The organism is Rhodobacteraceae bacterium Araon29, from assembly GCA_039640505.1.
GTDB lineage: Bacteria > Pseudomonadota > Alphaproteobacteria > Rhodobacterales > Rhodobacteraceae > CABZJG01.
This window is the reverse complement of record CP046865.1, coordinates 143,236-166,792: the sequence shown is the minus strand read 5'-3', so window position 1 is coordinate 166,792 and position 23,557 is coordinate 143,236. Positions and strand designations below refer to the sequence as shown.

The window sequence follows — 23,557 nt, the reverse complement described above, 5'->3', positions numbered from 1 at the left end:
GCATACTATGGATATTCACGAATATCAGGCGAAAGATGTCCTTTCGAACTTTGGCGTCACCATAGCGCCCGGCGCACTGGCATATAGCCCAGAGCAAGCCGCTTACCGCGCCCGCGAGTTGGGCGGCGATAGCTGGGTGGTCAAAGCGCAGGTACATGCTGGCGGACGCGGCAAAGCTGGCGGCGTGAAACTGTGCAAATCTGATCATGAAATTCAAGCTGCCTGTGAAAACATGTTTGGCAAAAAGCTGGTCACCCATCAAACCGGCCCGCAGGGCAAAGGCATCTATCGGGTTTATGTCGAAGCCGCCGTACCAATTGAGCGCGAAATCTATCTTGGTTTGGTGCTCGATAGATCTAGCCAGCGCGTGATGATTGTTGCCAGTAAGGAAGGCGGCATGGAAATCGAAGACATCTCAGTCGAAAAGCCAGATAGCATCGTACGCTCAACAGTTGAACCGGCTGTGGGTCTGCAAGAATTTCAAGCCCGCGAAATTTCATTTGCATTGGGGATTGAACCACCCTTGGTGCAGCAAATGGTGCGCACATTGAAAGGATGCTATCGCGCCTTTCGCGATCTGGATGCGACAATGGTTGAGCTTAATCCCCTTGTGATCACCGGCGATGGCCGGATTTTGGCGCTGGACGCGAAAATGACATTTGATGACAATGCATTGTTTCGCCACCCACAAATTTCCGAGCTGCGCGACAAAAGCCAAGAAGATCCACGCGAAAGCCGGGCTGCCGACCGGGGATTGTCCTATGTTGGACTAGAAGGAAACATAGGCTGCATCGTCAACGGCGCTGGCCTTGCCATGGCCACGATGGACACCATCAAACTGGCTGGTGGTGAGCCTGCCAACTTTCTTGATATTGGCGGCGGTGCAACCCCCGAGCGCGTGGCCAAAGCCTTTCGCTTGGTGATGTCAGACCAAAATGTGCAGGCAGTTTTGGTTAATATCTTCGCTGGGATCAACCGTTGCGATTGGGTGGCCGAAGGCGTGGTACAAGCCCTTAAAGAAGTTCAGATTGACGTCCCCGTGGTGGTCCGGCTTGCAGGCACAAACGTGCAAGAGGGCCAGCGCATTCTGGCGCAGTCCGGATTGCCCATTATTCGCGCCACCACCTTGATGGAAGCTGCAGAGCGCGCGGTTGGCGCTTGGTCAAATGATTTAAAGCAAGCCACCAGAGTGAGGGCGGTCTAATGAGTATTTTTATAAATCGCGATACCCCTGTCATCGTTCAAGGCATCACCGGCAGAATGGCCCGCTTTCACACCAAGGATATGTTGGAATACGGCACCAATGTGGTGGCCGGTGTGGTTCCCGGAAAAGGCGGTGAAACAGTCGAAGGCGTGCCAGTCTTTAACACCGTGAAAGATGCTGTATCTGAAACCGGAGCCACTGCAAGTTTGGTATTTGTGCCGCCACCCTTTGCCGCAGATAGCATTATGGAGGCCGCAGATGCCGGAATTCAGTACTGCGTTTGTATCACTGACGGCATACCTGCGCAGGACATGATACAAGTGAAACGTTATATGATGCGTTATCCAAAAGAAAAGCGCATGGTTCTAACTGGACCGAACTGCGCCGGCACAATCAGCCCGGGCAAAGCGCTATTGGGGATTATGCCTGGCCATATCTATTTGCAGGGAAATGTAGGCATTGTCGGGCGTTCGGGCACTTTAGGCTACGAAGCCGCTGCCCAACTGAAAGAAAAAGGCATTGGTGTTTCAACATCGGTTGGCATTGGTGGCGACCCGATTAATGGTTCATCCTTTAAAGATATTCTAGCACGCTTCGAAGAGGATGATGAAACCCATCTTATTGCCATGATCGGTGAAATCGGCGGCCCACAGGAAGCCGAGGCTGCCGCTTATATCAGCGATCATATTAGCAAGCCAGTGGTCGCCTATGTCGCCGGTTTAACCGCCCCGAAAGGTCGCACCATGGGCCACGCCGGAGCCATCATATCGGCCTTTGGTGAAAGCGCGTCGGAAAAGGTGGAAATCCTAAATGCAGCAGGCGTAACCGTCGCCGAAAATCCTGCGGTGATTGGCGAAACAATTGCCAACGTGATGCAATAAAAGCGAGGTCTATCATGGCAAAACCCCGTGTTCTTGTCACTCGGCGCTGGCCGGCGGCAGTCGAAGCCCAGCTTCAGGATCAATATGATGTGGTCTTAAACACCCACGATAAACCCCTCACGCCATGCGAATTTCGCGCCGCGCTGACGGTGTATGATGCGGTGCTACCAACTGTTACCGACCTGATCAACGCTGATGCTATGGATGTTCCAAAAGCCCAGACAAAAATCTTTGCCAACTATGGGGTCGGCTATAGCCACATTGATGCAGCAGCGGCCAAAGGCCTTGATATCATGGTTACCAATACGCCTGATGTGCTGTCGGAGTGCACAGCCGATTTGGCAATGACCTTGATGCTGATGGTTGCCCGGCGCGCCGGGGATGGAGAGCGCGAAATCCGAGAGGGCAAATGGACAGGGTGGCGGCCGACCCATCTTGTCGGCACCAAAGTATCGGGCAAAACATTGGGAATTATCGGCTATGGACGCATCGGTCAGGAAGTGGCGCGCCGGGCACATCATGGTTTTGGAATGAAGATTATTGTCCAAAGCCGCTCTGCGGTAAACCCGGATTTATTGGCCCAATGCAGCGCCACCCAAGTCGACACCATCGAGGATTTATTACCACTTTGCGATTTTGTATCGCTTCACTGCCCCGGCGGAGCGACCAACCGCCATCTCATTAATGCTGCTCGGCTCAATTTGATGAAGCCAGATGCGTTCTTAATCAACACCGCCCGCGGTGAGGTCATCAATGAACATGATCTGGCCCGCGCGCTTTGGTTCGATACTATTGGCGGCGCAGCGCTAGATGTCTTTGACGGCGAGCCCAACATCAGCCCTGATCTTATGGGCTGTGATAATTTGGTAATGTTGCCCCATCTTGGAAGCGCCACCCGCACAACTCGTGAAGCCATGGGCTTTCGGGTCGTGGAAAATCTTGCTGATTTTTTCGGGGGCCGTGCACCACGTGATCGGGTGATCTAAGACAATGTCTGCAGCACATCCCCAAGCATATGAAAAGACCCAAGTCCGGGCTGCGTTAGACGATGACTTAGATCGTTTGCTGTTTGAATTACTGCGGAACATACTTGCCAAGCGCGCACCTCAAGTCGCGTCTTGGATGACCGTCACCTCCTCCCAGGCGGCGATCCCTGCAGGTAGCGCGGCAATTCCCTATCTACAGGCTTTAAACATCTGGTTCCAATTGCTGAAAATTACCAAAAAAATTAGGCATATGCGTCGCCGCCAGCAAATTGAAAACGATTATGGCGAGAAAGAACTCGATAACAGCTTTGCCCAAAGCCTTAGTCGCTCACGCTTGGACGTGGATGCAATCAAAACCATGCTCTCTAAGCTGTCTGTCGGCCCAACGCTTACTGCACATCCCACTGATGCCAAACGGGTCACGGTTTTGGAAATTCACCGCCGACTACACGCTAATTTGTTTGCCTTTGACCCACAGCAGCCCACTTCGCGCAACCAAAACAAATGCCTTGCTGAAATTGAGGCCGAAATTGACCTGTTGTGGATGACCGGAGAATTGCGGCTTGAACGGCCCGCCCTTGAAGATGAAATTAAATGGGGGTTGCAGTTTTTCCGCGATAGTATTTTTGACGCCATACCTGAGGTGTTTGAGCGCTTTGAGCAGGCCGCAGACCTTGTCTTTGGCGGGCTAGACAATATCACCCCCTGCATCAAGTTTCATTCATGGATCGGTGGTGATCGGGACGGAAACCCCAATGTAACCGCTAAAATGACCGCCTTGGCGCTGCAAAATGCCAAGGCTGATATTATCGCTTGTTATACCGGCTTGCTGCGTAAAGCCGCCGCGCGCCTTAGTATTAGTCATAAAATCACCCCTTTAAATGATGAAATCGCAGCAGGTTTATCAAAGCTTATTTGTGCGCGCGGTTTGCAAGCGAACAATGCAAACGAAATGTTCCGGCAAGCGCTTAGCTCTATAATCCACCGGTTAGAAAACGGCAGTTATGACCATATAGACGATTTTATCTCGGATTTGGGTCAGATCGAAAACGCGCTGCTGTCTATCGGTGCAGAAAAGCTGTCCTCGCTTTACATCCGGCCTATCAAATGGCGGTCTCAGGTGTTTGGATTTCGCGTATTTACCCTCGACATCCGGCAGAACTCGACGGTCACAACAGACGTTTTGGCAGAGGTTTGGAAAAATCAGACAGGACTAACAGCGCCTGAATATGGCAGCCGAGAGTGGTCAGAGCGGCTGCGCACTGAATTGGTGACGACAGATCTTAAAGCTGTTGAGCGTCACAAATTAAGCCCGCAAGCTGTTGAGCTTTTAGATGTATTCAGCCTGATGAAAAGCGCTCGGCGCAGTGCAGATCCAGCGGCCATCGGGCCCTTTATCTTATCCATGACCCGCTCAACCGATGATCTTTTGGGGGTTTATCTGTTGGCCCGCTACGCTGGCTTTGGGGCAGAAACCATTGATATCACCGTTGTCCCATTGTTTGAAACCATAGAAGATCTGCGCGCAGCGCCCGACATTTTAACAGCACTGCTACAAGTACCGCTGGCTCGGCGCAACCTAAAGGTGGGCGGGCAAACAATTGAGATTATGCTCGGCTATTCCGACAGCAACAAAGACGGCGGATTTTTATGTTCGATCTGGGAACTGGATCAAGCCCAGCGAAAGATTATGCGGGCGCTGCAATCACAGGGTTTTCAGCCGATCTTTTTTCACGGTCGTGGCGGCTCAGTCAGCCGTGGCGGTGCCCCCACCGATCGCGCCATCGCAGCGCAACCCCCCAACACCGTGCATGGTCAATTGCGTTTGACAGAACAGGGTGAGGTGGTGTCAGCCAATTATTCAAATGTCAGTACTGCAGCTGCACATCTAGAACTGTTGGCCTCCAGCACTTTCTGTCACAGCTCAAATACAGGCGATAGCCTGGCCGATCCTGCGGTCACCGATGCCTTTGATGCGCTGTCGGGACTGTCACAAACAACCTATTCTGATCTTTTGGAAACACCGGGTTTTATCGACTATTTTCAACAAGCAAGTCCTGTGGAAGAGCTCGCGATGCTTAAGATAGGCTCGCGCCCAGCGCGCCGCTTCGGGGCCGCTTCGCTCAGTGATCTGCGCGCCATACCATGGGTTTTTGCATGGTCCCAAAATCGTCATTTAATCACCGGATGGTATGGTTTCGGCACCGCTATTTCTGCCTTTCGGCGTTTTCGGGGTGAGCAGGGTGATGGCACACTTCGACAAATGTTTGACCATGCCAAACTGTTTCGACTAATCGTTGATGAAGTGGAAAAATCTCTCTTTCAAACGGATATCGACATCGCAGCTGACTACGCAACGCTGGTGCACGATGCTGATGTCCGCGAAACGGTGTTTGGCAAAATTCAAGTAGAATATAAATTGGCCTGCGAAGGCGTTTTGTTCCTAACCGGATCACACGCGCTTGCGGATCGATTTCCGGGACTGAAAGACAGGTTTTGTAAAATTGCGCCAGACCTTGAACGGGTTCATAAATTACAAGTTGAGCTGTTGCGTCAAGCGCGTGCAACAGCGCAGCCATCATCAGTTTCGATCCCGCTTTTGCAATCAATGAATTCAATTTCGACCGGTCTGGGGTGGACAGGATAACCGCACCAAACCAAAAATGGAGATCGAGCAATGACAGCGAATTTAGGAACGGACGGGTTTTTCACGCAGGCGCTTGGCGAGCGTGATCCTGAGATATTTGCCGCCATCGGGGCCGAGCTGGGCCGGCAGCGCGATGAAATCGAGCTAATTGCCTCGGAAAACATCGTCTCGGCGGCAGTGCTGGAAGCCCAAGGCAGCGTGATGACCAATAAATACGCAGAAGGCTATTCCGGCCGGCGCTATTATGGCGGCTGCCAATTTGTTGATATTGCCGAAGATCTGGCCATCTCACGCGCCTGCACGCTGTTTGGCTGCGGCTTTGCCAATGTGCAGCCCAACTCGGGCTCACAGGCCAACCAAGGCGTGTTTCAGGCACTGCTGCAACCGGGCGATACCATTTTGGGCATGTCGCTGGATGCGGGCGGCCATCTGACCCATGGGGCGCGGCCCAACCAGTCGGGCAAATGGTTCAACGCGGTGCAATACGGCGTGCGCAAACAGGACAACCTGATTGATTATGATGAAGTGGCCGCGCTGGCCGCCGAGCATAAGCCAAAGCTGATCATCGCCGGCGGCTCTGCGGTGCCGCGGCAGATCAACTTTGCCCGCATGCGCGAGATCGCAGATACGGTCGGTGCCTATCTGCATGTGGATATGGCGCATTTTGCCGGGCTTGTGGCCGCCGGCGAGCATCCCTCGCCCTTCCCCCATGCCCATGTGGCCACCACCACCACCCATAAGACACTGCGCGGCCCGCGCGGCGGAATGATCCTAACCAATGACGAAGCGCTGGCCAAGAAATTCAATTCGGCGATTTTCCCCGGCATTCAGGGCGGCCCGCTGATGCATGTGATCGCCGCCAAGGCGGTAGCCTTTGGCGAAGCGCTGCGGCCCGAGTTCAAAACCTATATCCAGCAGGTGATCACCAATGCCAAAGCGCTGTCGGATCAGCTGATCAAAGGCGGGCTCGATACGGTCACCCATGGCACCGACACCCATGTGGTGCTGGTGGATCTACGGCCCAAAGGGGTCAAGGGCAATGCCACCGAAAAGGCGCTGGGGCGGGCGCATATCACCTGCAATAAAAACGGCGTGCCGTTCGATCCCGAAAAGCCGATGGTCACATCGGGCATCCGGCTTGGCTCGCCCGCAGGCACCACCCGCGGCTTTGCAGAGCCCGAGTTCCGCCAGATCGCAGACTGGATCACCGAGGTGGTCGACGGGCTGGCCCAAAACGGCGAGGACGGAAATGCAAGCGTCGAGCAAAACGTCAAAACACAGGTCGAAGCCATGTGCCAACAATTCCCAATGTATCCAGATTTGTAAGCGGGGAAACCTATAGTGGGTTTAGCTGAGTTCGGTGCAGTAGTTTAGGTTACAGCCGCCCATGACAGTGTTTGAACTTTTTGCCTGATCCACAAGGACAAGGATCATTGCGCCCGGGGTTACCCCAAGTGGCACGGTCATTTTCATCAAACTTAGGCCCATCGGTTTTACCACTCGTTTCGCTGGCCGTTTGCGATTGCTGGGCGGCCTGCTGCTGCGCGATCATCTGCTGCATCATTGCGCGCTGCTCTTCTTCGCTTATCGGGCGCACTTGTGACAGCTGCTTGGTGACATCAACCCGCAATCCATCCAGCAAAGCCTCAAACAATTGAAAGGCTTCTGATTTATATTCGTTCAAGGGATCGCGCTGGGCATATCCGCGGAATCCAACAACACTGCGAAGATGTTCCAATGTGATCAGATGTTCACGCCATTTGCGGTCAATGGTTTGCAATAGAATCTGTTTTTCCACCTGACGCATGGTGTCGGGACCAAAGGCAACAGCCTTTTCCGCCATCATCTGATCGGCAGCATTTTCCAGCTTTTCACGAATGGTTTCGTCATCTGTACCTTCTTCATCAGCCCACTCAACCACTGGAACATCCACGTTTAGATGTTCAAGAACCGCCGCGTAAAGCCCCTCTGAGTCCCATTGATCGGCATAGGATTTAGGCGGCATATGCGTGGTGACCAAATCATCAATGATGTCATGCCGCATATCCTGAACCACATCGGCCAGATCATCGGCTTCAAGGATATCCAGGCGCTGACCAAAAATGGCCTTACGCTGATCGTTCATCACATCATCAAATTTTAACAACTGTTTGCGAATATCAAAGTTGCGCCCTTCGACTTTTGCCTGCGCACGCTCAAGCGATTTATTGACCCAAGGGTGCACAATAGCTTCACCGTCTTTCATGCCCAGCTTTGAGAGCACTTTATCCAACCTCTCAGAGCCAAAAATCCGCATCAGATCATCTTCTAAGCTAAGGAAGAATGACGAACGTCCCGGATCGCCCTGCCGTCCGGACCGGCCACGCAGCTGATTATCAATCCGCCGGCTTTCATGGCGCTCAGTGGCAAGAACATACAGCCCACCAGCTGCAAGAACCTGCTCTTTTTCGCCAGCATGCTCAGCTTCAATTTTCGCCCGCAATTCTTCGGGGTTGGCATCCGGTTCAGCGGCAAGCGCGGCATGGACTTTCATTTCGACATTGCCGCCAAGCTGAATATCGGTACCCCGACCCGCCATATTTGTGGCAATGGTCACCGCATTCAGTTTTCCCGCATCACCCACAATCTGGGCTTCTTGCTCATGCTGCCGCGCATTAAGAACGTTATGGGTGATTTCAGCCTTTGTTAGCATTTGTGACAGAGCTTCGGATTTATCAATCGAAGTGGTGCCAACAAGAACCGGCTGACCTTTGCCATTTGCAGTTTTTATTTCCGAGACAATCGCGGTGTATTTCTCTTCTGCCGTGCGATAGACCTGATCATCTTCATCAATCCGCGCAACGTTTTGGTTGGTTGGAACTTCAACCACCCCAAGCTTGTAAATTTCGGAAAACTCTTCTGCCTCTGTGGCAGCGGTGCCGGTCATCCCTGCCAATTTGTCATAAAGCCGGAAATAGTTTTGAAAGGTCACACTGGCCAATGTGACGTTTTCCGGCTGAATCGCACAGCCTTCTTTAGCTTCGATCGCTTGATGCAACCCATCAGACAGCCGCCGACCGGCCATCATCCGGCCTGTAAACTCATCAATCAGCACAACTTCATTATTGCGAACGATATATTCTTTGTCCCGATTAAAGAGTTTATGGGCGCTGAGGCCCTGATTTATGTGGTGGACAATGGTTGTGCTTTCAGGGTCATAAAGCGACTGATTTTCGGGCAGGATACCGCGTGCACGCAGTGTAGATTCCAGAAAATCATTGCCTTCGTCGGTAAAATTTGTGTTTCTGGTTTTTTCGTCAAGGGTGTAATGCTCGTCTTGGAGCTCTGGGATCACATTGTTGATTTCAATATAAAGCTCTGATCGATCCTGCGCCTGGCCCGAAATAATCAGTGGTGTCCGCGCTTCGTCGACCAAAATGCTGTCGACTTCATCGACGATGGCAAAGTAGTGGTGCTTTTGATACATTTGCGACAGATCAGTTTTCATATTGTCGCGCAAATAGTCAAAACCCAACTCGTTATTGGTTGCATAGGTCACATCGCAGGCATAGGATTTTTGTTTGTCGGCCTCCACCTGATTGGGGAAAACAACACCCGTTGTCAGGCCAAGAGCGCTATAGACTTTAGACATCCATTCGCTGTCACGTTTGGCCAGATAATCGTTGACGGTCACAATATGCACACCCTTGCCGGTCAGTGCGTTCAGGTAGGCTGGAAAGGTTGCAACAAGGGTCTTTCCCTCTCCAGTTTTCATTTCCGAAATATTGCCTTGATGCAGGAACATACCGCCGATCAGCTGGACATCAAATGCCCGCAGCCCCAAAGCCCGTTTGGCCGCTTCGCGGCAATTGGCAAACGCCTCGGGCAGCAGCGCATCCAACTCTGCGCCCTTTTGCAACCTTTCACGAAATTCTTCTGTCTTTTCGATAAGTTGCTGATCAGAGAGCGCTTCAAACTCTAGCTCTAAACTATTGATGGTTTCGACCACTGATTGGACGGATTTGATTTTCCGGTCGTTGGGTGTTCCAAACACCTTTTTGGCGATTTTTCCAAACCCCAGCATGATCTCTCCATCCTTAAAATGGTGCAACAAATTGCAACCTGGTCTTGCCCTACGCGCGCTCTGGCAATAGGAGTTATAGCGTGGCACTGCAGTTGCCTTTAGCGATGTAAGCGGCTGGTACGACAGTGTCAACGTTAGCGACCAAGCAAGACAAGTAATTAAAGGGGAAATACCGTGACAAACCGAAGAAATTCAATCTTTGCAGCCATCATTCTTGGTGCAGTGACCGCATCAGCTGTGCAGGCCGAGCCATCAGCCGATACTGTGGTCGCGTCAGTCAACGGCACAGAAATTACTGTCGGGCATATGATTTTAGTGCGTGAAGGCCTGCCAGAGCAATATCGAAACCTTCCAAATGAACAGCTTTTCGATGGTATTTTGGAACAGCTTATTCAACAAACCCTATTGGCCGATCTGATCGGAGACACAGATAGTCGCGAAATTCGGTTAACCCTTGAAAATGACCGCCGCCTAATGAAAGCCTCACAAGCTGTCGAAGAGCTATCCGCGCAAGCAATTGGAGAAGACGAAATCGCAGCTTCCTATGACGCCCGTTACGCGGATGCAGACATGGGCATGGAGTATGATGCCTCTCATATCTTGGTAGAAACCGAAGAGGCTGCCGTTAATTTAATTGATAAACTTCAGGCGGGTGCTGATTTTGTCGAATTGGCCAAAGAGTTTTCAACAGGGCCATCGGGTCCAGGTGGCGGCGCTCTTGGTTGGTTTGGGCTGGGGATGATGGTTCCACCCTTTGAAGCTGCCGTAGTTACAATGGAAAAAGGGGCTATATCCAGCCCAGTCAAAACAGATTTTGGCTGGCATGTTATCAAATTGAACGATACGCGTGCAATTTCGGCCCCTGCACTTGGTGAGGTGCGCAGTGAAATTATCGCCGAGCTGCAACGTACGGCCATTGAAGGCCAGATTGAAGAGTTGCGCCAACAGGCCACGATTAACCGTACGCCTGTTGATGACATTGGTGTTGCGGTGATCTCACAGTCAGAGCTGATGTCTGAGTGATGGCAGTGGGCGAAAAACGGTCGCCGCTGGCGCCCAAGGCATTTCCCAAGCTTCCAGCCATTGGCGGGGTGCGCTTTGCCAGCAGTGCCGCCGAGGTAAAATATAAGGGGCGTGATGATGTTATGCTCGCTGAATTGGCGGCGGGTACGGCGGTGGCCGGAGTGTTTACCCGATCCAGCACACGCGCTGCGCCAGTTCTGGATTGCCAACGTAAAATCGGCAATACATCCCATGAGAGCGGGGCGGCAATCCTTGTTAACTCAGGCAATGCTAACGCCTTTACCGGGCAAAGCGGAGGAGAGGCTGTAAAGGCTATCACCAGCGCTGTTGCATCCGAGCTTTCTATTCCAGAAGATCGCGTGTTTTCATCCTCCACTGGCGTGATTGGTGAGCCGTTGCCCCATGAACGGATCACAGCCCAATTGCCGACCTTGGTTACCAGTTTGCACGCCGATAAAATTGCCGATGCGGCGCAGGCAATCATGACCACTGATACCTATCCCAAAGGCGCGCATTGCAATGTGCAAACCCCAGAGGGAACGGTCAGTATAGCCGGCATTGCCAAAGGTTCGGGAATGATCGCCCCGGATATGGCGACCATGCTGGTTTATCTTTTTACCGATGCCAAGATCACCCAGCAGGATCTGCAGGCGCTGGTATCTGAGTTGAATGAAACCACGTTTAACGCAATCACAGTAGACAGTGATACCTCAACCTCTGATACGCTTTTAATCGCAGCAACCGGCGCAAGCGGGGTTGAAATAACTGCACGTCATGGCGGGTTTCGAGATGGCTTAAACAAGTTAATGCTTGATCTGGCTCACCAAGTAGTGCGCGACGGCGAAGGCGCCAGTAAATTTGTCGAGGTTCGTGTCACTGGCGCTCTCAGTGATCAGGACGCTAAAACCCACGCTATGGCTATTGCCAACTCACCTTTGGTCAAAACTGCGATTGCTGGTGAAGATCCAAATTGGGGCCGTATCGTGATGGCCATAGGCAAATCAGGCGCTGCCGCTGAACGCGATTTGCTGACGATAAAATTCGGTGACATCACCGTTGCAGAAAACGGCTGGGTATCGCCGGATTATAGCGAAGAGCAGGGGGCAGGCTATATGCTGAACCAAGAGGTGGTAATCTCTGTTGATCTGGCGCTTGGGTCTGGTCAGGCAACGGTTTGGACCTGTGATCTAACCCATGGATATATCTCCATAAATGCGGACTACCGCTCATGAAAATGATACTGGTTTCTGCCGTTGCGCTGATTGATCGTGATGGCCGGGTTCTACTTGCCCAAAGGCCCAAAGGTAAATCCATGGCTGGCCTTTGGGAGTTTCCGGGCGGGAAAGTGGAAAAGGGCGAAACCCCTGAGGCCGCGCTGGTCCGAGAGTTGCACGAAGAGCTGGGGATCGAAACCTGGGACAGCTGTCTGGCACCGCTGACGTTTGCCAGCCACAAATATGAAGATTTTCATTTGCTAATGCCGCTTTTTGCCTGCCGGAAGTGGTCCGGTATCGTGCAGGCAAAAGAAGGTCAGTCATTGAAATGGGTGCTGGCAAAGGATTTGTCCAAATATCCAATGCCGGCGGCTGATCTACCGCTTATTCCGATCTTAAGAGATTGGCTTTAACCCCAAGCGCCGTGTGCGCATGGGGCCAAATTAAAACCCGCTTTAGATTAGTCGAGGACCCGCTTGACTTCTTGACGCTCGAAAATTTCGATCACATCGTCAGCGCGGATATCATCGTAATTCTCAAAAGCCATCCCGCATTCCTGACCGGATTGCACTTCTGGAACCTCGTCCTTGAACCGTTTGAGTGTCTTAAGCGTGCCTTCATGGATCACCACATCATCACGCAAAAGCCGTACACCAGCACTCCGCCGGGCAACACCCTCGGTGACCAGACAGCCAGCCACTTTGCCAACACCCGAGACCTTGAAGACCTCTTTGATCTTGGCATATCCGATAAAGGTTTCGCGAATCTCTGCACTTAAAAGACCACTGGCCGCTGCTTTTACGTCATCCACCAGATCATAAATCACCGAATAATAGCGAATCTCGACACTTTTCTGGTTGGCCGTATTACGGGCCGAGGCATTGGCCCGCACGTTAAAGCCCATCACTGGCGCGCCCGAGGCTTCGGCCAGACCGATGTCTGTTTCCGTAATCGCGCCCACACCAGAGTGTAGTACCCGTACGCGCACTTCTGAATTGCCGATTTTTTCCATAGCTTGCACGATGGCTTCGGCCGAACCTTGCACATCGGCTTTGACCAATATGGGCAATTCCGAGACATTTTCGTCTTCTTTTGCCTTGGCCATCAGCTGTTCCAAAGTGGTTGCTGCACCAGCGGCGGCCCGTTTTTCTTTGGCCAGATCTGCGCGGTAATCGGCAATTTCACGCGCTTGCGCTTCGGCATCCACCACATTGAGGACATCACCCGCTTCAGGTGTGCCGTTCAGTCCGAGAACCTCGACAGGAACCGATGGGCCCGCGGTTTTAATCCGTTCGCCCTTATCGTTAATCAACGCTCGGACTTTACCCCATTGCTCACCAACAACAAAAATGTCGCCTTGGTTTAAGGTTCCTTTCTGAACCAGAACCGTGGCCACTGGCCCACGGCCCACATCCAGCTGGGCTTCGATCACGGCACCTTGTGCGGCGCGATCTGGGTTGGCTTTCAGCTCAAGGATTTCGGCCTGAAGTGCAATGGCCTCAAGCAGTTCATCCAGCCCCTGACCATCAATGGCGGAAACCTCGACGTCTTGCACCTCACCAGAAAGCTTTTCAACGATTATTTCATGTTGCAGCAAATCTGTGCGAACTTTGTCCGGATTGGCTTCGGGCTTGTCGATTTTGTTAATCGCAACAATCACCGGCACTTCAGCAGCTTTTGCGTGGTTAATCGCTTCAACAGTTTGCGGCATTACGGCATCATCAGCTGCAACCACTAACACAACAATATCGGTCACTTGAGCGCCGCGCGAGCGCATTGATGTAAAGGCCGCATGGCCTGGGGTGTCCAAAAATGACAAAACGGCGCCGCCGTCTGTTTTAACCTGATAGGCACCAATATGCTGGGTGATGCCGCCCGCTTCGCCAGTAACCACTTTGGTGTTACGGATTGCATCGAGAAGCGATGTTTTACCATGGTCAACATGGCCCATAATGGTGATCACCGGTGGTCGCGCTATGAGATCTGTTTCGTCGTCTTCAATTTCGTTGATCACGTCTTCGACGTCCGAGTCCGAAACCCGTACAACTTTGTGGCCAAACTCTTCAATAATCAATTCGGCTGTATCGGCATCAATGGTTTGGTTTTGGGTAACCATCATGCCCATATTCATTAGTGATTTTACAACTTCTGCCACTCGTTCGGCCATGCGGTTGGCCAATTCCGAAACTAAAATGGCCTCAGGCAGTTGGACTTCACGCACCACTTTTTCGTGCTCTTGCACCGCGCCCATAGCCTTTTGACGCGCCCGCTCTTGCTTGCGCTTCATCGCAGCCATGGATTTCTGCCGCCCTCCGTCGCCGGAAAGTGCCTGAGTGAGCGTCAGCTTACCCGAGCGTCGTCCATCATCACGGCCTTTGTTGCCGCGGCGGTTTTGATCATTATCTCGATCTTTTTTGCGCGATGCTGGGGCTTGCGGCTGCTTTGCAGTTGGGCGCGTAATTTCGCCCTCTTTCTTTGGTGGCGGCGCTGTTTCGGCCACTTTGGCAGCAGCGGCAGCCTGTTTGGCTTTTTCTTCAGCGTCCTTGCGTTCTTTTTCTTCCTGTTCGGATTTTTGGCGCGCCCGTTCTTCAGCCTCGCGTTGCTCGCGATCTTTTGCCTCTTGCTCGGACCGACGGCGAGCGCGCTCTTCTTCGCGCGCTTTATCTTGTGCTGCACGGTTAGCCGATTCTTCGGATTCACGCGCTTTAGCTGCTTGTACCGCTTTGAGACGGCGATCCATTTCAGCGTCTGAAATACCCGCCGGCCGTTTTTTAGACGGCGCCCCAGCAGATTGTGGGCCCGCCGGTTTTGCCGCCCCGGCTTTCGGCACCACGACGCGTTTGCGTTTGGTTTCCACCACAACACTTTTCGTTCGGCCATGGCTAAAGCTCTGCTTTACGTTCCCCGAGCGGGGAGCGCCGCGCAATCCCAAGGTTTTTTTGCCGTCACTATCGCTCATCTAGCTGTCTTTTCCTTCTGGACGGGGCAGAGCCACCGTCAATTCCGCGCAGACCTTTCAGTCTTTGCGCCTCATTTACTACACGCTGCGTTATTCCGCCAGACGTAAGCGCACAATGAATCACAGTTTGTCGCCCAAATGCCGTGCCAAGTTCATCTGATGTAAGCCACCCAATGAACGACCCGCCATAGGGCGTGCTTAATTTTGACTTACCACGCTCGGACCCATCACTCGACTGCAGTAGAACTTCCGCCTGATCTTTTACCAACCAGTCTTTGACTTTTTCATAACCTGCTACAGCGCGCCCGGACTTGCGTGCCAAACTGATTAAATCGACCACACGACGCGCCAATTGCCGTTCAAGATCCCCAAGTAGGTGCTCGGAAAGTTTAACTGCAGTTTTGGCACTGCGCGAAAATAATCCAGTTTTACATGCTTTTTCAAGAGCCTGTCGATCTGCAGCAACCCATATCCCCCGACCGGGCAGCTTCTCTAGAACATCAGGCACCACCATTTGATCCGGTCCGACGACAAATCGAATAAGCCCATACTTGGGCTGCACTTCACCAGTCGCGATACATTTACGCTCAGGCTGCTGTGCTGATTTTTTTTCTGTCGCGGTACGTGACATGATGCTCCTAGCTGAGTTTAAGAAAAGTTAAGAAGCCGTCTCAGGGGCGGTTTCGGGCTCACCTTCATCTTCCCCCTCCGCGTCGTCCTGAACCAAATCATTTGGATCAACCCAGCCCAACGTAATCCGGGCTGTCATGACGAAGTCCTGTGCCTCTTGCAGGCTCACATCAAAGGGTTCAAGCAAACCATCGTCTTTCACCCGTTCACCGTCGACAGTCGTCCAGCCGCCGGCCAGTTCCCAATCTGCGCAGGTGGCAAAATCATCAAGCGTTTTAATGCCATCTTCTGCCAAAACCTGAACCATCTGTGGTGTCAGACCTTCAAAGTTAATCAGGCTATCTTCCGCGCCCAGTTCGCGGGCACGCTCAAGTGCCTTACGAGCCTGTTCTTCGAGATGTTCACGGGCGCGGGTTTGCAGCTCTTCTGCTGTGCCTTCATCTACACCATCGATCACCAACAGCTCTTCAAGCTCAACATAGGCAACCTCTTCAAGGTTGGTAAAGCCTTCAGAAACCAGCAACTGAGCAAAAAATTCATCCAGATCGAGGGTTTCAATAAAGAGTTGCGTACGCTCTTCAAATTCTTTCTGCCGGCGTGCGCTTTCCTCGGCCTCGGTCATGATGTCGATATCTAGACCCGTAAGCTGGCTGGCCAAGCGCACGTTTTGACCGCGACGCCCAATGGCCAAGCTCAGCTGTTCTTCGGGCACCACCACTTCGATGCGCTCGGCTTCTTCATCCAGAACAACTTTGCTAACCTCAGCTGGTTGCAGCGCATTGACCAAAAATGTTGGCTGATCTTCATTCCAAGGAATAATATCAATCTTTTCGCCCTGCAGCTCATTCACCACGGCCTGCACCCGGCTGCCGCGCATACCAACACAGGCCCCCACAGGATCAATTGAATTATCATTGGTGATCACCGCAATTTTAGCACGCGATCCGGGGTCACGTGCGACCGATTTAATCTCGATCACACCTTCATAGATTTCCGGCACTTCCATTTTAAACAGCTCGGCCATGAACTGCGGGTCGGTGCGGCTAAGGAAAATCTGCGGGCCTCTGGTTTCGCGGCGAACTTCTTTGATGTAGCAGCGGATGCGATCATTTGGACGGTAGCTTTCACGGCCAATTTTTTCATTGCGCCGCAGGATCGCTTCTCCGCGCCCTACATCGACAATCACATTGCCGTATTCCTCGCGTTTGACCTGACCGTTGATTATTGTACCTGCGCGATCCTTGAACTCTTCGTATTGGCGATCGCGCTCGGCTTCACGAACTTTTTGCAAAATCACCTGCTTGGCGGACTGCGCCGCAATGCGGCCCATATCAACCGGTGGAATTTCTTCGATAAACTGATCGCCAACTGCCGGATCTTCAAGATATTGCTGCGCTTGCTCAACCGTCATTTCGGCTTGATAATTTTCCAACTCTTCATCTTCTACCACCGTACGCACTCGGGTAAATGCGGCCCGGCCGGTTTTCCGATCAATCGCAACGCGGATATCCATTTCAGCGCCGTAGCGAGACTTGGCCGCCCGAGCGAGGCTTTCTTCCATGGCTTCGATCACCAAAATTGGGTCGATCATTTTTTCGCGGGCGACAGCCTCGGCGGTTTGCAAAAGCTCAAGTTGGTTTGCAGAGGTGATTGCCATTTTTACTCCTCCTCGGACCCTTCGGTCTCGATGTCATCAAAACGTTCTTCGTTAAGCGCGTCAGCGGTTTTGCGTTGGCGCAGCATTTGGGTGATCAATTCGTCAGTTAGGATCAATTTAGCATCACTGAGCCATTCAAAATTTAGCCCAATCGTGCCAGCGTCAATATTGATCAAAACATCTTGTCCTTCGGTGCCAGCCAAAACGCCTTTAAAGCGGCGTTGGCCGTCGATCAATTCACTGGTCTCAAGGCGGGCTTCATAACCTTCGAAAGTATCAAAATCTGCCAGCCGAGTTAACGGGCGATCAATACCGGGGCTTGAAACTTCTAACGTGTAGGCTTCTATGATCGGATCCTCGACATCCAAAACTGCGCTAATCGCTGTGGAAATTTCTGCCAGATCGTCAACTTCGATGCCACCGCTATTTTTATCGGCCATCACCTGCAGCGTTGTTTGACTGCCACTCATTAAACGCACGCGCACCAACTCAAACCCCATATCCTCGATAACGGGGGTAATGATGTCCGCAAGACGTCGGTCTAGGGCAGCTGTGGCAATCAAATCGTTTGTCATTCGTCCAGATACAAAAAAACGGGCACGCGGCCCGTTGAGATTTCCGGTGGAGCGTTGGTTGCCCAACACGCCGCTGTTGAGAGCGATATAGGCGCATTATTCTGAGTCTGCAAGGGTTGATTTTAAACATGGTTATTTGTGGAAAAATGCGCCAGCCTTAGAAACCCAGCATGACGCCCATTGAGCCCTTCCAATATTCTCTTATCCTGAGCGCGGTTCTTTCTGTGCTAACTTCTGAACACGCGCTACTATTCTTTTTCAAAGTAAATCACCACTTCACCTAGAGGAAAACCATATCTGCTCATATAGGCGCGGTTCAAAACACGCGTATCGCTGAGCTGCCACATCCAGTCATCAAACACCACGCGCATGGTTCCATCCGGCACTGGAAGATCAATTTTATAACCCCAGTTAAACGTATCACCGCGTGTTTCACCAAAGGCATCACCGATCACACCACCGGCGGTTCCAGACCATGTGTTTGGCCCAGTTTTCGTGAGTTTCCAAATCCGTTGCTCTTCACTACCATCTGCATAGGTGAAATCTTCTACCATAGTGAGTAAACGGCCATCCCAAGTACCAGTGATATCCACCTCAAAGCGCCTTGAGACATTACCCAAAATATCCTGAAATTGGCCATGCGCCTTGGTTTTTCCGGCAAAAAACTGTTCTAGACGAAATTCACGGTCCGACAGCTTTTCATCATCAAGCGATGGCTTTCCGCTGCAACTGGCCAAAAAAACCAATGCCGTGAGTGCTAGAAATAAATTTTTCATAACAAAAGCTCCTTTGTTCAAGAATATGGATCGGATTTTTTAGGTTTCCAGTTCTGATTTTACCCCCAAAATCAATTCGGCCAAGAAAAAAGCGAGCTCTAGATTTGCATTTTTAGGGTGTTTTTGCTATGTCGCGCTTTGGAGGATACCCATGGCTGACAAATATAGTGTCAAATTTTTAGATCTGGCTTTTACCGATGGGACTCCGAAAAAAGCTTTCCTGACCGCCTGCGTTGTTGGATCCATCCTGACCACAATCAACCATGGTGATACCATTCTTGGCGGCCACTTTCCCCCTCTTTGGAAAGTGTTCCTCACTTATTGCGTGCCATTTTGTGTCACCACTTGGGGGTCATATTTGGGCAAGCGCAGCCACATCTTACAACAAAAGCAGATCGACGAACTATACGGTAATGATCGCGCATTATGACGTAGCCGACCCCAAAAGCTCATCTAACGTGTCCACCGAACTCAATTCAAACTACTCTACGGCTTCAATCTCATCATCTTCGACAAAGCGTGAATAGACCCCTTCGGGCAAAGATATCGCCGCTGCCAGATCTCGCATTTGGGTGATTGAGAAACTGACTTTCTGCATCCGGTCGCTAACAGGATCATATTGCTCTACGGTAATGCATTCGGCAAAACTATTGACAATCACATCTTCATGCAGGGGGTTTTGACCTTCGTCAACCAATGTCACAACAGTCGCGTCAAATTCATGTTCGATACTAAACATACTTCTACTCTAACGGGCGGGTGAAGAATTACAATCACGCTTTGATACCAGATGGCGAAAATTCGCTGGTGATCAGCGAAATCTTGTGGGCGATAGCTGGGCGCATAGATCGCGGTCAAGCTCAGGCGCGCGATGCAAAATCAAATCTGCGGCCAACTGGCTGGCGGCGGCCGCAGTTTGAAACCCATAGCCCCCCTGACCCGCCAACCAGAAAAACGCTGGCTGCTTTGGATCAAAGCCGATCACAAGCGCATGATCCGGCGCAAAGCTGCGCAAACCGGCCCAGTTGGTTGTCACCCGCTCCACCGGATGCGCCATCAATTCTTCAAATCGCGCAAGGCCTTCGGCCAAAACCATATCATCCGCCCAGGCATCTTGAGGAGGCATTGGATCTTCGTCAGCAGGTGACACTAGCAGCTGACCTGCATCCGGTTTGGCATACCAACGCTCATTAACCCCGTCGAGCAATGGCCATTCCCGGGCATCATATCCACCCGGAACCGGAATACGCGCCATGGAACGGCGGTAGGGCGAAATTCCAATCGGATCAATCCCTGCCATGCCAGCGATAGGGTCTGCCCAAGCACCGGCAGCGTTCACAAGAAGATCGGCGGTATGAATATCGCCGCCAGCCGTTATCAACCACTGCCTATTTTGATAATCAATTGCAGTGACAGCCGCCTTAGTATGAATGGCCAATCCATGCGACTGTGCATCACGGCGAAAACTTTGCAGCAAAAGATCTGTATCTATGTCGAACACATCTTCGCGAAAAGCGGCAAAGCCAAGCTTCGTGCGGGATAAGAGTGGTACTTTCTTAATCGCATCAGCAGCAGAAATTTCCACAAGCTCAAAATCGCTGGCATCTGCTCGGAAATCATCTTTTTCCTCTGGCGCACCAACAAGCAACATACCGCGCGGTCCAAGCACATTGCCGGCGGCGCTTTTCAAATAGGGAACACTTGCACTGTTCAGAGCCCGCACCACGGTATTTCCGTATTTTTCTATGAAAACGGCAGCCGAGCGGCTGCTGGCGTGATAGCCGAGCTGATCTTCTGCCTCGAGCAATGTCACATCTGCGTGCGGTGCAAGACGCGCTGCGACGGAAAGCCCTGCGATGCCGCCTCCGATGATAACAATGTCAGTCATGTTTCCTCCAATCGGTCAGTGGCCGGTGGTGGACCGGGCATAAGAGCGGCAAGACGTTCATAAAGAGCATCATCCATAGCGTAATGCATTGCATTAAGTGATGGCATCAATTGGTCGGTGCTGCGCGCTGATATAATTGGTATCGGTGTAGCCGGATGGCGCGACGCCCACGCCACTGCAAGCGTTGCAGGATGGGTGTTAAGCTCTTCCGCAAGCGCCCCAAGCGCATCTGCTGCAGCGTACATTTGCGGGTCATTATAGCGGGCGGCATAGCGTTCGTTCTGGCTCAGCCGGCCCGTTTCACCGCGCTTATATTTGCCACTAAGCAAACCGCTGCCAAGCGGTGAATAACCCGCAACAGATATCCCTTCGCTTACGCACATTGGCAAAATCTCGACCTCAGCCTGACGTTTGATCAGGCTATACATTGGTTGCAGGATACTAATTTTTAGGTCAAACCGTGCTGCAATCGAGGCCGCTTTCATAACCTGCCAAGCGGCAAAGTTCGATAGCCCCAAGTAGCGGATTTTGCCCTGTTCCCGCAGCATGGCAAATGTTTCGATTGTTTCATCAAGCGCGGTTTCGGGATCAAAGCGATGCAAATACAGCACATCAACCATATCCATCTGTAGCCGCTGCCGGCTGGTATCAAACTGCGTTAGGATCGTATCGCGCCCCGCGCCGCCGGTATAGCCGACCTTGGTGGCTACAAATAGCTCTTCGCGGTTCTGCGCTGCAAAACGGCCCAGCAGAGTTTCAGCCAAGCCCGCCGTGTATAAATGTGCAGTGTCAAAATGAATAATGCCGACATCTCTGCACATATTATACAGTTTTTCGGATTCAATTGGATCAGCCCCCTCACCCCATTGCATGGTACCAAAGGCAAAACGTCCAATAGGCGTTCCATCAACTGTAAAAAGATCTGTCATGCGCTTTTTTTTAAATAAGGATCCACAAAGAAGCAAAAGGCCCCGCTAACCGAGGCCTTTTACTAGATTAAACATCTTTAGGCGTTTCGTTGGTTAAAATCCAACGCCCAAGACCGCTTACTGCGGCACGTCGCCGGTCAGACCTTCAACATAAAAGTTCATACCCAGCAAAGGCCCATCCTCAGACACTTCGCCATCAGCCAACCAGGGCGATCCGTCTTGCTTATTGATCGGGCCCGTGAACGGATGATACTCACCAGCTGCAATTGCGGCGATCATGGCCAGCGCTTCGGCTTTCACGTCAGCTGGAACCGCATCGGATATTTCACCAATACCAACCATGCCTTCACGGATACCATCCCACGTATCAACACTTTCCCAAGTGCCATCGAGCACGGCTTGGGTACGCGCGATATAATAAGGACCCCAATCGTCGATGATTGAGCTGACACGCGGCATTGGCGCATATTCACCCATATCCGAGGCCTGTCCAAAGGTGATGACATTGCCAGCTTTTTCAGCTGCAGCTTGCGGAGCCGTTGAGTCCGTATGTTGCAAAATCACGTCCGCACCCTGTTCAATCAGTGCTTTGGCTGCATCGGCCTCTTTGGCTGGGTCGAACCAAGTATAGGCCCAGATGATGTTGAACTCGACATCTGGATTGACTCTCTTGGCGTGAATATAGGCACTGTTGATACCACGGATGACTTCGGGGATTGGGAACGAAGCTATATAGCCAATTTTATTGGTTTTGGTCATTTTACCGGCTATGTGACCTTGGATTGCGCGGCCTTCATAAAACCGGGCAGAATAAACCGACACGTTATCGGCACGTTTATAGCCTGTGGCGTGTTCAAATTTCACATTGGGAAACTTTTGGGCAACATTAATTGTTGGGTCCATATACCCGAACGACGTGGTAAAGATCAGATCAGCTCCTTGTAGGGCCATCTGGGTCATCACCCGCTCACTGTCAGCGCCTTCCGGCACCATTTCTTGGTAAATGGTTTCGACACGGTCGCCAAAGGCTTCTTCTACGGCAAGCCGCCCTTTGTCGTGTTCATAAGTCCAGCCGCCATCTCCTATCGGTCCGACATAGACAAAACCAACCTTGACGTCTGCGGCGAGAGCCGCAGAGCCCACACCCAGCACGACGGCAGCGGTTGTTAATATAGTTTTTATGTTCATGAACTTCTCCCTGTTCAGTTATATGCCTCAGGATGAGGCGTGGAACGGCCGGCCCAGCGAGGCAGGCGCGCCTTGATTGCCACGGGCCGAAATGAATACCAGCACCGCTATTGTTATCAGATATGGCGACATCGACAAGTACTCTACTGGTATAGCTAAACCAGCCGCTTGGAGGTTTAATTGCAAAACAGTCACTCCGCCAAATAAATAGGCACCTACTAAAACGCGCCATGGCTTCCAGCTGGCAAACACCACAATCGCCAAAGCGATCCAGCCAGCACCGGCGGTCATACCTTCGGTCCACTGCGGCACACGTACGAGGCTGATATAAGCGCCGCCCAAACCGCTGCAGGCACCACCAAACATAATTGCCATAAGCCGGACGCGAATCACTTTATAGCCCAGCGCGTGGGCGGCATCATGGTTTTCGCCTACTGCCCGCAAAATAAGTCCGATTCGTGTACGAGTTAAAACCAGCCACACAGCCGCCACCAAAAGGATCGACAGATAAACGATCGCATCATGGGAAAACAGCATTATCCCAAACACTGGAAGATCAGACAGCAGCGGTATATCAAGCGACGGCAAAGTGGGCGACTTTATCCCCTCATAGGGTTTGCCAATCAATGCTGACAGGCCCAGTCCAACCAATGTCAGCCCCAAACCGGTTGCCACCTGATTGGTTAGCAAAACTTGGGTTAAAAAGCCAAAGCTGAGCGAGAGCACTGCCGAGGCAAGTGCGGCGCATAGGAATCCAAGCGCCGGGCTACCAGTGTTGACTGCAATCACAAACCCGACCACTGCGCCGGTAATCATCATACCTTCAACACCAAGATTAAGCACTCCAGATTTTTCCACGACGGCTTCGCCAATAGCAGCCAACAGGATCGGTGTGGCCGACACCATCAAAGAGGCAATGAGCAAAAAGGGGTTTATA

At 51.9% G+C, this 23,557-nt stretch carries 20 protein-coding genes; 9 read left to right on the top strand and 11 right to left on the bottom strand.

The window, feature by feature from the left end; all coding sequences use genetic code 11:
• The first annotated feature begins 7 nt into the window (after nt 1-7).
• From GN278_00735 to GN278_00715, 5 genes are read left to right on the top strand one after another with little or no spacing between them, the layout of a single operon-like run.
• Nucleotides 8-1,204, top strand: coding sequence for a malate--CoA ligase subunit beta (locus tag GN278_00735; protein ID XAT59482.1), 1,197 nt, complete (start codon nt 8-10; stop codon nt 1,202-1,204).
• Nucleotides 1,204-2,085, top strand: coding sequence for a succinate--CoA ligase subunit alpha (gene sucD, locus GN278_00730; protein ID XAT59481.1), 882 nt, complete (start codon nt 1,204-1,206; stop codon nt 2,083-2,085). The genes GN278_00735 and sucD overlap by 1 nt, the downstream gene beginning before the upstream one ends.
• Nucleotides 2,086-2,099: 14 nt before the next feature.
• Complete coding sequence (locus GN278_00725) at nt 2,100-3,071, top strand: D-glycerate dehydrogenase (GenBank protein XAT59480.1); 972 nt, start codon at nt 2,100-2,102, stop codon at nt 3,069-3,071.
• Between the two features lie 4 nt (nt 3,072-3,075).
• Entirely contained in the window at nt 3,076-5,718 is a 2,643-nt protein-coding gene (locus tag GN278_00720) for a phosphoenolpyruvate carboxylase (GenBank protein XAT59479.1), read from the top strand.
• Between the two features lie 30 nt (nt 5,719-5,748).
• Complete coding sequence (locus GN278_00715) at nt 5,749-7,044, top strand: serine hydroxymethyltransferase (protein XAT59478.1); 1,296 nt, start codon at nt 5,749-5,751, stop codon at nt 7,042-7,044.
• A gap of 49 nt (nt 7,045-7,093) precedes the next feature.
• Here GN278_00715 and secA read toward each other — a convergent pair whose 3' ends face one another.
• Nucleotides 7,094-9,781 (bottom strand): preprotein translocase subunit SecA, encoded by a 2,688-nt coding sequence (gene secA, locus GN278_00710; protein ID XAT59477.1) that lies wholly within the window; start codon nt 9,779-9,781, stop codon nt 7,094-7,096.
• 306 nt (nt 9,782-10,087) lie between these two features.
• On the opposite strand from secA, the gene GN278_00705 reads away from it, so the two are divergent.
• From GN278_00705 to mutT, 3 genes are read left to right on the top strand one after another with little or no spacing between them, the layout of a single operon-like run.
• Complete coding sequence (locus tag GN278_00705) at nt 10,088-10,804, top strand: peptidylprolyl isomerase (GenBank protein XAT62477.1); 717 nt, start codon at nt 10,088-10,090, stop codon at nt 10,802-10,804.
• Nucleotides 10,804-12,036, top strand: a complete 1,233-nt coding sequence (gene argJ / locus GN278_00700; protein ID XAT59476.1) for a bifunctional glutamate N-acetyltransferase/amino-acid acetyltransferase ArgJ — start codon at nt 10,804-10,806, stop codon at nt 12,034-12,036. The genes GN278_00705 and argJ overlap by 1 nt, the downstream gene beginning before the upstream one ends.
• On the top strand, nt 12,033-12,431 hold the full coding sequence (gene mutT / locus GN278_00695; protein ID XAT59475.1) for an 8-oxo-dGTP diphosphatase MutT: 399 nt from the start codon (nt 12,033-12,035) through the stop codon (nt 12,429-12,431). The genes argJ and mutT overlap by 4 nt, the downstream gene beginning before the upstream one ends.
• 47 nt (nt 12,432-12,478) lie before the next feature.
• On the opposite strand, the gene infB is transcribed toward mutT, so the two are convergent.
• The 5 genes from infB to GN278_00670 all read right to left on the bottom strand — a co-directional run bounded on the left by infB (nt 12,479) and on the right by GN278_00670 (nt 18,615).
• Nucleotides 12,479-14,977, bottom strand: coding sequence for a translation initiation factor IF-2 (gene infB / locus GN278_00690; protein ID XAT59474.1), 2,499 nt, complete (start codon nt 14,975-14,977; stop codon nt 12,479-12,481).
• Nucleotides 14,967-15,608, bottom strand: coding sequence for an RNA-binding protein (locus GN278_00685; protein ID XAT59473.1), 642 nt, complete (start codon nt 15,606-15,608; stop codon nt 14,967-14,969). The genes infB and GN278_00685 overlap by 11 nt, the downstream gene beginning before the upstream one ends.
• A gap of 27 nt (nt 15,609-15,635) precedes the next feature.
• On the bottom strand, nt 15,636-17,264 hold the full coding sequence (gene nusA / locus GN278_00680) for a transcription termination/antitermination protein NusA (protein XAT59472.1): 1,629 nt from the start codon (nt 17,262-17,264) through the stop codon (nt 15,636-15,638).
• A 2-nt stretch (nt 17,265-17,266) separates the two neighbouring features.
• The gene (gene rimP / locus GN278_00675; protein ID XAT59471.1) at nt 17,267-17,839 is read right to left on the bottom strand and encodes a ribosome maturation factor RimP; all 573 of its coding nucleotides are present in this window, start codon (nt 17,837-17,839) and stop codon (nt 17,267-17,269) included.
• Nucleotides 17,840-18,087: 248 nt separating this feature from the next.
• Complete coding sequence (locus GN278_00670) at nt 18,088-18,615, bottom strand: DUF3833 family protein (GenBank protein XAT59470.1); 528 nt, start codon at nt 18,613-18,615, stop codon at nt 18,088-18,090.
• Nucleotides 18,616-18,766: 151 nt separating this feature from the next.
• Between GN278_00670 and GN278_00665 the strand changes: the two genes are divergently transcribed.
• Nucleotides 18,767-19,045: a hypothetical protein gene (locus GN278_00665; GenBank protein ID XAT59469.1), complete on the top strand. Its 279-nt coding sequence runs from the start codon at nt 18,767-18,769 to the stop codon at nt 19,043-19,045.
• 51 nt (nt 19,046-19,096) lie between these two features.
• On the opposite strand, the gene GN278_00660 is transcribed toward GN278_00665, so the two are convergent.
• From GN278_00660 to GN278_00640, 5 genes are all read right to left on the bottom strand, one after another.
• Entirely contained in the window at nt 19,097-19,354 is a 258-nt protein-coding gene (locus GN278_00660) for a hypothetical protein (GenBank protein XAT59468.1), read from the bottom strand.
• Nucleotides 19,355-19,426: 72 nt separating this feature from the next.
• Nucleotides 19,427-20,503, bottom strand: coding sequence for an FAD-dependent oxidoreductase (locus tag GN278_00655; protein XAT59467.1), 1,077 nt, complete (start codon nt 20,501-20,503; stop codon nt 19,427-19,429).
• On the bottom strand, nt 20,500-21,432 hold the full coding sequence (locus GN278_00650) for an aldo/keto reductase (protein XAT59466.1): 933 nt from the start codon (nt 21,430-21,432) through the stop codon (nt 20,500-20,502). Before GN278_00650 ends, GN278_00655 begins: the two co-directional genes overlap by 4 nt.
• Nucleotides 21,433-21,549: 117 nt before the next feature.
• A complete protein-coding gene (locus tag GN278_00645; GenBank protein XAT59465.1) occupies nt 21,550-22,620 on the bottom strand; it encodes a BMP family ABC transporter substrate-binding protein in 1,071 nt (356 codons plus the stop codon).
• A 27-nt stretch (nt 22,621-22,647) separates the two neighbouring features.
• On the bottom strand, nt 22,648-23,556 hold the full coding sequence (locus GN278_00640) for an ABC transporter permease (GenBank protein ID XAT62476.1): 909 nt from the start codon (nt 23,554-23,556) through the stop codon (nt 22,648-22,650).
• Nucleotide 23,557: the final 1 nt, after the last annotated feature.

Coding starts and splice junctions, on each gene's coding strand:
- GN278_00735 (XAT59482.1), top strand. CDS start 8: ATGGATATTCACGAATATCAGGCGAAAGATGTCCTTTCGAACTTTGGC.
- sucD (XAT59481.1), top strand. CDS start 1,204: ATGAGTATTTTTATAAATCGCGATACCCCTGTCATCGTTCAAGGCATC.
- GN278_00725 (XAT59480.1), top strand. CDS start 2,100: ATGGCAAAACCCCGTGTTCTTGTCACTCGGCGCTGGCCGGCGGCAGTC.
- GN278_00720 (XAT59479.1), top strand. CDS start 3,076: ATGTCTGCAGCACATCCCCAAGCATATGAAAAGACCCAAGTCCGGGCT.
- GN278_00715 (XAT59478.1), top strand. CDS start 5,749: ATGACAGCGAATTTAGGAACGGACGGGTTTTTCACGCAGGCGCTTGGC.
- secA (XAT59477.1), bottom strand. CDS start 9,781: ATGCTGGGGTTTGGAAAAATCGCCAAAAAGGTGTTTGGAACACCCAAC.
- GN278_00705 (XAT62477.1), top strand. CDS start 10,088: ATGATTTTAGTGCGTGAAGGCCTGCCAGAGCAATATCGAAACCTTCCA.
- argJ (XAT59476.1), top strand. CDS start 10,804: ATGGCAGTGGGCGAAAAACGGTCGCCGCTGGCGCCCAAGGCATTTCCC.
- mutT (XAT59475.1), top strand. CDS start 12,033: ATGAAAATGATACTGGTTTCTGCCGTTGCGCTGATTGATCGTGATGGC.
- infB (XAT59474.1), bottom strand. CDS start 14,977: ATGAGCGATAGTGACGGCAAAAAAACCTTGGGATTGCGCGGCGCTCCC.
- GN278_00685 (XAT59473.1), bottom strand. CDS start 15,608: ATGTCACGTACCGCGACAGAAAAAAAATCAGCACAGCAGCCTGAGCGT.
- nusA (XAT59472.1), bottom strand. CDS start 17,264: ATGGCAATCACCTCTGCAAACCAACTTGAGCTTTTGCAAACCGCCGAG.
- rimP (XAT59471.1), bottom strand. CDS start 17,839: ATGACAAACGATTTGATTGCCACAGCTGCCCTAGACCGACGTCTTGCG.
- GN278_00670 (XAT59470.1), bottom strand. CDS start 18,615: ATGAAAAATTTATTTCTAGCACTCACGGCATTGGTTTTTTTGGCCAGT.
- GN278_00665 (XAT59469.1), top strand. CDS start 18,767: ATGGCTGACAAATATAGTGTCAAATTTTTAGATCTGGCTTTTACCGAT.
- GN278_00660 (XAT59468.1), bottom strand. CDS start 19,354: ATGTTTAGTATCGAACATGAATTTGACGCGACTGTTGTGACATTGGTT.
- GN278_00655 (XAT59467.1), bottom strand. CDS start 20,503: ATGACTGACATTGTTATCATCGGAGGCGGCATCGCAGGGCTTTCCGTC.
- GN278_00650 (XAT59466.1), bottom strand. CDS start 21,432: ATGACAGATCTTTTTACAGTTGATGGAACGCCTATTGGACGTTTTGCC.
- GN278_00645 (XAT59465.1), bottom strand. CDS start 22,620: ATGAACATAAAAACTATATTAACAACCGCTGCCGTCGTGCTGGGTGTG.